Source organism: Butyrivibrio sp. XPD2006 (assembly GCF_000420865.1).
GTDB lineage: Bacteria > Bacillota > Clostridia > Lachnospirales > Lachnospiraceae > Butyrivibrio.
On the sequence record NZ_ATVT01000019.1, the window covers coordinates 56890 to 63297 of the forward strand.

General features: G+C 42.4%; 7 protein-coding genes and 1 riboswitch. Of the genes, 3 read left to right on the forward strand and 4 right to left on the reverse strand.

All coding sequences use genetic code 11. From position 1 onward, the window contains the following. Positions 1 to 4: 4 nt before the first annotated feature. Genes G590_RS0116680 through G590_RS0116690 form a run of 3 tightly spaced genes read right to left on the reverse strand, consistent with a single transcriptional unit; the run spans position 5 to position 3762 of the window. Entirely contained in the window at positions 5 to 1231 is a 1227-nt protein-coding gene (locus tag G590_RS0116680) for an NAD(P)/FAD-dependent oxidoreductase (protein ID WP_022766789.1), read from the reverse strand. After that, positions 1228 to 1659, reverse strand: coding sequence for a 4Fe-4S dicluster domain-containing protein (locus G590_RS0116685; RefSeq protein ID WP_022766790.1), 432 nt, complete (start codon positions 1657 to 1659; stop codon positions 1228 to 1230). The genes G590_RS0116680 and G590_RS0116685 overlap by 4 nt, the downstream gene beginning before the upstream one ends. 3 nt (positions 1660 to 1662) lie before the next feature. Then, complete coding sequence (locus G590_RS0116690) at positions 1663 to 3762, reverse strand: molybdopterin oxidoreductase family protein (RefSeq protein WP_022766791.1); 2100 nt, start codon at positions 3760 to 3762, stop codon at positions 1663 to 1665. A 129-nt stretch (positions 3763 to 3891) separates the two neighbouring features. Further along, positions 3892 to 4030, forward strand: a riboswitch (molybdenum cofactor riboswitch). Here G590_RS0116690 and G590_RS0116695 point away from each other — a divergent pair. From G590_RS0116695 to mobA, 3 genes are all read left to right on the forward strand, one after another. Beyond that, the gene (locus G590_RS0116695) at positions 4021 to 4596 is read left to right on the forward strand and encodes a hypothetical protein (RefSeq protein ID WP_022766792.1); all 576 of its coding nucleotides are present in this window, start codon (positions 4021 to 4023) and stop codon (positions 4594 to 4596) included. (Overlaps the previous riboswitch by 10 nt.) Continuing rightward, positions 4593 to 5063, forward strand: a complete 471-nt coding sequence (locus G590_RS0116700) for a hypothetical protein (RefSeq protein ID WP_022766793.1) — start codon at positions 4593 to 4595, stop codon at positions 5061 to 5063. The genes G590_RS0116695 and G590_RS0116700 overlap by 4 nt, the downstream gene beginning before the upstream one ends. After that, entirely contained in the window at positions 5056 to 5667 is a 612-nt protein-coding gene (gene mobA, locus G590_RS0116705; RefSeq protein ID WP_022766794.1) for a molybdenum cofactor guanylyltransferase, read from the forward strand. The genes G590_RS0116700 and mobA overlap by 8 nt, the downstream gene beginning before the upstream one ends. 28 nt (positions 5668 to 5695) lie before the next feature. Here the strand turns inward: mobA and G590_RS0116710 are convergent, their stop codons facing one another. Next, on the reverse strand, positions 5696 to 5941 hold the full coding sequence (locus G590_RS0116710) for a hypothetical protein (protein WP_022766795.1): 246 nt from the start codon (positions 5939 to 5941) through the stop codon (positions 5696 to 5698). Between the last annotated feature and the right edge of the window lie 467 nt (positions 5942 to 6408).

Below are 6408 nucleotides of genomic sequence, written 5' to 3' on the forward strand. Positions count from 1 at the left end.
TTCATCAAAGGTCATATGCAAATTCCAGATTGGTTCTCTCATGGAAAAAGTCTGAGTAGTCAATCTCAAACAGTGGCTTCTTAACCTTCCTTACGTCTATCTTTCTGGCGATCATCTGCTGAAGGACACCGCCATAAGCAAGATCTCCCTGCAAAAGAGCTCCAACAATAATTCCATCCTTGGAGACAACCTTTTTGTATACGCCGTCCTTGTCATAAACATCAACTCTGTAGGTATCGTCAGGCGGCGTTACTGTTCCCAGAGACATTGTGTGTATACCTAAAAAGCTCATGGTAGATTTGCTTGCGAAAAAGTCAGTCATCTTCTCTTTCTTGCCTGCCATGTTTGCCGCTGCCACCATTCCCTCTTTTACTGCAACAGGCCAGATAGGACTTGTACCTGACACATCACCTGCACCGTAAACATCAGGATCGGATGTCTTACCGGTCTCGTCGTATACCAGGCCGAACTTAGAAAGCTCAAGTCCTGAATCCTGCAGGAATTCAACGTTGGATCGGACACCGGCTGTAACCACGAAATAATCGCAGGGAAGGACTTTTCCATCGCTAAGCTCTATTTCGTAGATCTTTCCATCTTTTACATGAACTTCATTCACTCCAACGCCGTAATATTGCTCCACTCCGTTTTCCTTAAAGGCATCAATATAGGTCTTAGCTGCCCTCTCATCCAACTGCCTGTTGAGGAGCCAGCCTGCAAAATCAACCAGTGTAACCTTTACTCCCATGTGAAGATAACCGGCAGCACAGTCGATGCCAATTAGCCCTGATCCCAGAACCACAATATTCTTGGCGGTCTTTGGCACCTCTTTTAGCACTTCGATATCATCTATGTTCCTGAAGCCAATGTAGTTATCAGCTTCGGAAAGCCCCTTGATTGGAGGAATGAAGGTATGGGATCCCGTGGCAATAAGGAGCTTTCCATACTTAATTTCCTCATTCCCATCAAGAACCAAAATATGTTCCTTTGGACGGAGAGATATTGATTCTCTCCCTTTCATCCAGTTCACATCGTAAACTTTTTCAAAGTCTTTCTCTGCAAAGTTGAGCCTCTCAAGAGTTCTTTCCCCACACAGATACTGGTGGAGTATGCATCTTGAATAAATGTGCTCATCCTTGGAAACAAGAATGATCTCTCCATCCTTATCTATTTTCCTGAGTTCTCTTATGGCGTTAATTCCTGCGGCAGATGATCCAATAATTACGTATCTCATTCCTTCACCTCCTCAAGAGTTATTGCGTGCATAGGACACTTCTCAACACACATGGGCATAGGAGTTTTGCCGTCCTCGCTCCTGTGAACGCACATATTACATTTCATGATCTCTTTCTGATGAATGCTGTCATACTTAAGTATTCCGTATGGACAGGACATTATGCACATGTAGCAGCTTGCACACTGGTTCTTGTCATATTCAACAAATCCGGTATCAGGATTCTTGTGCATTGCACCGGTCATGCAGGTATATGTGCACTCGGGTCTGTTGCAGTGCCTGCAGAAAATTGGGGCAGGCGTGGTCTCGGAATCAATTACCACTCTGTTTCTGGCATCGCCGCTCTCCGTCTCGTGACTGACCACGCAGGCCGTCACACAGGTAAGGCATCCAATGCATTTATCTCGGTCAATCTTTATTCTATACATTTATCAGCCCTCCCTTGCGATCTTTTCAAATCTGCAGGTTCCGCCCTTGTAGTTAGGCTCCCTGGAATACTTGTCATAGCTGGACGGCGTCAGCGCATTGCATTCAATATAATGAATTGGCGCATAAAGCTCGCCGTACTGAACGTTGTCTGTTACCTTTACTGCAAATATTGCATCTTTTCCATTGGAAGAGAATACTCTTATCTCATCCATATCATGAATGTCATTTTCTTTAGCAAGCTGAGTATTCATATAAAGATAGGCTCTCTTTAAGGAAACGTCTTCAACAAACTTTACTTCCTTTGTCCTGCTCTGAGTGTGCCACTGACCAACAGAACCTCTTCCTGTGTTGAAAACAAGCGGGAACTTGTCAGTCACAGGAATCGGATTCTCAAGAGGTTCTTCATATATGAACTGCGCTTTACCTGATGGTGTAAAGAACTTACCGTCGGCATAGAGTCTTCTCTGCTCATCTGAAAGTTCTTTTTCATGACCTTCAGGATACGGCCACTGAATACCGTGCGAATCCGTCAGGTCATCCCAATGAATACCTGTGAAATCACATCCCTTTCCTCTTGAACATTCCCTGAGAAGATCGAAGCACTGTCTCGGGGTCTCCCATTTTGCTATAGCTTCTCCCATTCCAAGAGCCTTGGCTACTCCCAGGATGCACTCATAATCTGAGATCTCATTCTCGCCTCTGTCAAGGACTTTTCGCATCGCAGACAGGCGCCTCTCCATGTTGATATAGGTTCCTTCTTTTTTGATTCCGGGAACTACTGGGAAATAAACTGTGCAGTCCTCAGCGCTCTCTATTGTGTCGTAGATATCCTGAACCACAAACAACTCAAGTTTTTTTGCAGCCTCTGCAAAGGTCTCATTATTGGTCCAGCTGTGTCTTGGGTTGGTGCAGAGGATCCAAAGTCCCTTTATCTCTCCGGCATTGATGCCTTCTATGATCTTGTTATATGGAATCGTCGGCTTCTTCGCCATAAGCTCAGGCGTTATACCAACAATGTCGGCAATTCTCTTTCTCTCGGCCTCATCAGCAAAATCACCGCCTGCAAACAGACAGGTGGTATTGGAAAAGAGCCTTGAACCCATAGCATTGCACTGACCTGTTATAGAATTTCCGCCCGTACCAGGTTTACCGACATTTCCTGTCAGGAACGCCAGATTCATGATGGACTGGGCAGTTCTTACTGCCTCATATCCCTGGTTGACACCCATGGTCCACCAGAAGGAAACTGCTTTTCCGTTATGGATAAGTTCAAGGAGCTCTAAAATCTGATCTTCCGAAAGCCCTGTTGCCTTGCTTCCTCTCTCCAGAGTGAAATTCTTTACGAACTCCGCAAACCCTTCGTAGCCTTCAGTATGGTTATCAACGAAGTCATGATCCACATAGTCTTTTTCTATTATCAGATTTGCAAGTGTATACATAAGCGTAAGATCGCTTCTCCACTTCAGCGGATAGTGGTAGTCAGCGTTCCTTGCAGTCTCTGATTTTCGCGGATCAATGACAATTATCTTCGTGTCGGGAATCTTGTTGTTTCTTACTCGCTGCCAGATGATAGGATGCGCAACCACAGGATTTGCCCCTATGAATATGATCGTGTCAGAAAGTTCAAAGTCGTTAAGAGTATATCCGGGGGCATCATAGCCGAGAGTACCCTTGTGGGCAACAGCTGCTGATGCCATACAAAGTCTTGTATTTCCATCCACGTTGGTCTGAAGGAAATTTCTCATAACATGACCAAAGATGGCAAACTCTTCCAGAGTCAGCTGACCGGTGCTGATACCGGCTACACTCTCCCTGCCATATTTTTCCTGCAACTCCTTTAGTTTATCTGCAACATATTTAAAGCCCTCTTCCCAGGGTACCTCTTTAAAGCTTCCGTCAGCCTGCCTGATCTTCGGGAGCGCATTTGGCTTAACTGTTGTCTGCTGCTTGCTCAGGGATAATCCTTTGATACAGGAGAACCCATCATTGACGGGATATCCTTTCGTTGGAACTGTCTTGATGATTTTTCCATCTTCCACATAGAAATCCAGATTGCAGTCGATGGCACAAAAATTACACGTAGATTGAACCTTTTTGACCATTTACCTTCTCCTTTAGACATACTTGTCATAACTATAACCCACCAATCTAATCATAACATTTTAGTCATTCTTCGTGGGCGTTCAGTCGTTAATTTATAGATTATTTACAAAACAATATGGTATAATCAGTTTGTAGAAAATCTCCGAGCTTTTAAGCCTAAAAAGCTTTAGTCTTCATGGCTTTTAAGACGCAGACAAATACTCTGCCGGGGTGCAGATGGAAACAGAAGCGCCTTCCTTATTGAAAAGGAGAACATAATGAAAAAAGCTGATCTCAGAAGCCTTATTTTTATGGCTTTATGCTGCGATCTTGGTTTGTTTGCCAAAAAACTGATATCTCCCGCAGCAAATATCATAACTGAATTTCTTCATATCCCGGGTGGTATTGCCACCAGCTTCTCCCTACTGTTTTTAGTCATAGCGGCTGCACTTATGCCATTTCCTTTCTGTGCTACAATCATGGGCATTGTCCAGAGCCTTCTTGCATTGTGTTTTGGAATGACCGGCAGCATGGGCGCTCTTGCGCCTATCGGCTACATCCTTCCTGGAATCATGATTGATCTGGTTTTCTTTTTAGCAGAGAAAACTTCCGGTCGACGCGATAATGGAATACTGATTTCGTCTATAATTGCTTCTATTACGGCTTGTCTTACCGCAAACTTCATTGTGTTCAAATTAAGTGGAATAGTTCTTTTTGTATATGCACTGGTTGCTACCACAAGCGGTTCCATCTGCGGGCTTTTGGGAGAGAAACTTATAGAAAGGCTCCACCCGGTCATCGGTCCAGATAAAGCCACCGCAAAAATACCATATAAAAACAAGGAGACAACATGAAGAAAAAAAGTATTGTTATCGTCATCATTCTGCTAGTAATTACCTGCATTGCATCTGTTTTCTATTTGAGGTCAAGAAATGATGCGCCAAAAGGGAATCTGGCTATTATTAATGGGGATAAAACAGTTCTCATTGACCCCTTTAGCGGGAGCCTGGTTTCAGTAAAGGGCGTTACCATAAATGCCAAGGGGCAGGAAAAGGATGTAGATGAGATCGGAATATCACTAAAGGATGCCATTTCAAAATCAGGACTTGATAAGGCCGGTTTCACAAAAGCCCGGGTTGTATCATCAGATGAATTTGCCGCTGAAATTTCTTTTGACGAAATAAACGAAGATGGTAAAGCTTATCTTGCAAAACAGCAGGAAGACGACGGAAGCACCAGTGCAAGACTGTATGTGTTCGGTGACAGCGACTCAAAACGTCAGGTGAAGAATGTTGTGAGGATTGAACTTTTAAATGAATGAGTTTGACGGAATTGTTTTGGCAGGCGGAAAAAGCAAAAGAATGGGAACGGACAAGTCAGAAATCATTCTTAATGGAAAGTCCTTCCTCCAGATACAGACAGATAAACTAATAGACCTTGGTGCCGGCAGGGTCTATGTTTCAGGTAAATCTTCTCCTATCCCATATGCCCACCACATAATGGATATAATACCTGACATGGGCCCACTGGGAGGTCTCTATTCCTGCTTTTTGGAATGTAACTGCAGCAATGCACTTGTACTCAGCGTTGATGTTCCGCTTATCTCAAGCCAAACATTGGAGAGCCTTCTAAAGAAGCATTTCTCCGGAAATTTTGATGTCACTATTCTGTCCCATGAAGGTAAAGATGAGCCGCTCATCGCTGTTTACAAAACAGATACAACAGCTATTCTAGAGAAACTTATTGCACAAAAAAAGCTGGCAGTAAGAGCCTTTCTTGATAGGCTTACCTGCCAGCATTATGAGTTTATGGGTGATCATCAGGAGCTGATCAATTGTAATTCGAAGGATGATCTCCGTCTGCTTTCCATCCATAATGCAGAACCACATATCCTTAATCTCATCTCCTGTTCCTTCAAAAATTGATACACATATTTCTGCATTTATTTAGATATCAGATAATGATACTTTTTGTTCTGAGTAAAGAGGAATGCCCAGGACAATATACATGAAGCCACTTCAGCCACAGCAACAGCTCCCCAGATGCCATTGCTTCTTCTAAAGTGTCTGCATATCCAATTAAGGTTCCATTAGAGTCTAGAACTTCATATTTACCGCCTGTTACTTTCTCCAAGTCCTTGTCGTCGAGTTTGTTCAGTTTTTCGTCGATAGTTGCCATCAACTCTTTATTGCTACTCATAATCTGTTAACTCCTTTCAGGTGCTTCTATTTTTTGATACGAATCAGTTTTAATTTGAGCTATGGTTTTTATATTACAATCTCCCGATTTGTCATCGAAAATAAAACTGAAATATATTCTTTCAATCCCTATTATACATAAACCAAAAGTGTATCAAAAATCATTTCTTTATCGATACAAATGCCATATTAATCATAATTGAAATGTATTTTGTTTTTGTGTGACAATTTTGTGATAGTCGCCATGATAATATTAACTCAACATAAAACAAACCAACACAAATAAGACACATAACAACCCAAAATAGATTGAGAAAAGAGAGAGGTAAAGATTATGAAGACTTTAAAGAAAACAATGGTAGCAATAATGATGTCAGCAATGATGATAAGCGTAACACCTATTACAACATTTGCATGTGAGAGTACACCTGTTGAGATTACAGAAACACAGGATATAAATTATAATAA

What these genes read in the sequence shown, in the direction of transcription:
- G590_RS0116680 (WP_022766789.1), bottom strand. Translation starts at nt 1,231, where the DNA reads ATGAGATACGTAATTATTGGATCATCTGCCGCAGGAATTAACGCCATA.
- G590_RS0116685 (WP_022766790.1), bottom strand. Translation starts at nt 1,659, where the DNA reads ATGTATAGAATAAAGATTGACCGAGATAAATGCATTGGATGCCTTACC.
- G590_RS0116690 (WP_022766791.1), bottom strand. Translation starts at nt 3,762, where the DNA reads ATGGTCAAAAAGGTTCAATCTACGTGTAATTTTTGTGCCATCGACTGC.
- G590_RS0116695 (WP_022766792.1), top strand. Translation starts at nt 4,021, where the DNA reads ATGAAAAAAGCTGATCTCAGAAGCCTTATTTTTATGGCTTTATGCTGC.
- G590_RS0116700 (WP_022766793.1), top strand. Translation starts at nt 4,593, where the DNA reads ATGAAGAAAAAAAGTATTGTTATCGTCATCATTCTGCTAGTAATTACC.
- mobA (WP_022766794.1), top strand. Translation starts at nt 5,056, where the DNA reads ATGAATGAGTTTGACGGAATTGTTTTGGCAGGCGGAAAAAGCAAAAGA.
- G590_RS0116710 (WP_022766795.1), bottom strand. Translation starts at nt 5,941, where the DNA reads ATGAGTAGCAATAAAGAGTTGATGGCAACTATCGACGAAAAACTGAAC.